1 protein-coding gene is annotated in these 2,964 nt (G+C 59.1%); it reads right to left on the reverse strand.

Annotated features, from left to right (window positions below):
- Positions 1–1,762: 1,762 nt before the first annotated feature.
- Positions 1,763–2,791, reverse strand: coding sequence for an IS110 family RNA-guided transposase (locus AC0L27_RS40890; protein WP_473323724.1), 1,029 nt, complete (start codon positions 2,789–2,791; stop codon positions 1,763–1,765).
- Positions 2,792–2,964: the final 173 nt, after the last annotated feature.

The following is a 2,964-nucleotide window of genomic DNA, read 5'->3' on the forward strand; positions in this document are numbered from 1 at the left end:
GAATCAAGCCCCGCCCAAGGGAATCATACACATGGGTGAAACTTAGTCATCGTGGACTGGCCTGCCCCGGTCCGATCTGATCAAAAGAAAAACCCGCCGGCCTAGGTGCCGCCGGGCTCTCAATTTGCCTTCCTATCGCAGTGCTCGTCACCAGTCCGCGATAGAGCCTGTTCTAGCGCGGGGCGATTGACGGTGTGTTACTTGCGCATACGCCGCTGAGCGCACCACGGGGCAAAACCTGAGCCGCTGGACCGCCTATAGGGCACGGATCAGGCGCATTCGAGCTTCTCATTAACCAGATCGAGGCGTGCTCCTATCTCGAGTACTACCTGATGCAGGCCATCAATGGCGGTGTCTAGGAACCGGCCCGCGGTCATTCGAGCGGGCGCGCGTTGCGCTCCTGACCGCATGGTCTAACAAACCGACTTCAGGTGGTGCCCGGCAAGCTCCTGCCTCCCCAGGCCACCTGCCCTTCGTTGAGGATGGGACGGACCAGTCTGCTGCGTTTTTCAGGTAGGCCGCGGCGAGGCATCCAGTGCCAACTCGCGCTATGTGTTCGCCGCCGACGAGACACCACGTCGCAGTCAACGTCTCCGATAGATCACGCCTTCGGACTGTCCCCATGCTCCAGGCCCTTTCGACCATGATTTGGATCAGACGGAGCGAGAGCTTCAATTGGTTGAACTCTCTGATGAGCAAGAGCAGCTTTAGCGATCGAGCTCAAGCTGGCATTGGCAGATTTAACTCGTAGCAAGTCGCCGTAGAAATTCATCCCGACTCCCAGGCAGTCAACTGAAATCTGTCCCATTCCAACTACTTGCCGCGGAGAGGCTAGAGGAGTGGATATCCGCGGACCACAAGTTATGATAGCTACCGCCCATTCAACTTGGCCAGGAGCCGACCGGTTGGCAAGGTTCGCGTTTGAACTCTCCCGGTACTGTGCCTGGATTTCCAATTGCCTGCCCCCGCCGGCCGGGTGTCGATGGACAGCTTCGCGGCGGGGTTCAAACCAATCGGACCACCATGTCGTCTAGCTCCAACGCCAGTAATCGCCAAGAGAGCGCGCACGAAGGCTGAGGCGGATTTTGCCACCTGGCTCATGATGGCCAAGCTGGGTGGTTTCGATGACCTGCCGTCCAGCGCCCGAAGGTTTCTGACAAATTATCAAACCCGGCTCGAGACAATGAGCGTGGCCGAGTCCACGGCTCTAGCCGTTCGCGAGGTCTACAGCGTTTATTACGGCGAGATGGGAGGCGTAGGCGCCGCGCCGGGACCAAAGGCTCGGACGCCTACGAGAGAGGGCAAACTCGTGCGGTCCCAGAGACCGCCTGGACCTCAACCGGCTCAATCGGCTGTGCGCCATTCGACGAGGCCAATGACCCGAAAATGCCTCCCAGGACTGTCAATCGGCCCTTTAATTGCGGTTTGTTGTCAAGCTTACATTTCTAACTCGCCCACGGCACGGTGGTAGCGCTCGCGCCGTCGGAGCTGGTCCGGATTGCGGAGACGGCGCGGGCGCGGCTGATACGTGCTTTGCCGGCCAGGCACTGGATCGCCGGAGCTGGTTGATGTCTTCGCTGGGATCATGGTCCTTTCCGAGGTCGCGCAGCGCCTCACGATGATGTCCGGGTCGGGGCGCCTCAACGTTTGCAGCGGAATGCGGACGAGCCGCCACCAGCCGATTGACCGAGGTCGCCACAACACCGTCCCAGCGGGACATCGCCAGTTCGGCAGACCGGACCAGGAACTTTACAAGATCGGATCAGGCTTCCTTCGCCTGGCCCCAGTCGAACGATGTGCCGTCGACCCAGATACAGTGAAGAACGATGGCGATTTTGCGCGCGATGGCGACCTTTGCCTTTCGCATGCCAATCCGCTTGGCGAGCTTCATGCCCCAAGCCTTGAGAGAGGACCATTTCTTCGTTCTATAAAGTAGGACGGTCGCCGCCTCGTACAGGTAAGTTCGAAGAAGACGGTCGCCCCATCGTGATATCTTGCCATTGATATCAGTTTCGCCAGACTGGTTGCGTCGAGGCGTAAGACCCAGATAGGCGCCGACGCTGGATGCCGATCGGAAGCGCGATGGGTCGTCGATCGTATGGCGGAAGGTCAAGGCGGTCACCACGCCGACACCAGGAACCGTCATCAGGCGGCGCGTTGTCTCATCCGACTTCGCCAACTGGCGGACTTCGTCGTCGAACTTGCTTTGCTGCTTGCAGATCTGCTCATGGATCGACAGAAGCGGCGCGATCACACCGAGGAGCTGATGATCTTCGCCCAATAGCTCGCAGACCTGATTGCGGAACTGCAGTCCGATCGCGCGTGGGAAGAGCAAGCCGTATTCTTTGATTAGACTGCGGACCTGGTTCTCGATATCTCGACGAATGGCCACGAGCCGAGATCTCGCGACGAGTATCGCGCGTATCTTCTGACTTTCCTCGCTCTTGACTTTGACTTCTCGGTACCAGCCGACCCGCACCAGTTCGGCCAAACCTCGAGCATCATTCTGATCGCTCTTGTTCATGCGTACGGACAAAGCCGCGTGGGCATGACGCGCGTCGATGCAGACCACCGGAAGATCAACCCTACGAAGTTCATGCCATAGCCAACTCGCCATCGCCCCGGTCTCAAATCCGATGCGCTCCGCCTGTGGCGCTCGCTTGCGAAGCAGTGCCGTCAGCGCCCCCGGGTCGGACTTGGCCTTTCCCTCGAACAAGACCTGACCCACTTCGTCGACCACACACACTGATGTTTCTTTTTGCGAGACATCCAACCCATCATACTGCTTCATAGCCCCTCCGATTCGCGGGATTGCGGGAAGGCTTGAAGATAGCGGACATTTCGAGCCGCGGGCGCCGACCGCAATTACGTCATCGTTTGCAAATTTGGCTCTGACGCAACTTTGGTGCAGCCGTGGTCATATAACGCCGATCAGGCGGGCCTGAAGCAAGTCGAGCTTGGCGC

It is taken from the genome of Bradyrhizobium sp. Ken51 (assembly GCF_055807435.1).

Excerpts from the sequence above, each read along its gene's own strand:
- AC0L27_RS40890 (WP_473323724.1), bottom strand. The coding sequence starts at position 2,791 with ATGAAGCAGTATGATGGGTTGGATGTCTCGCAAAAAGAAACATCAGTG.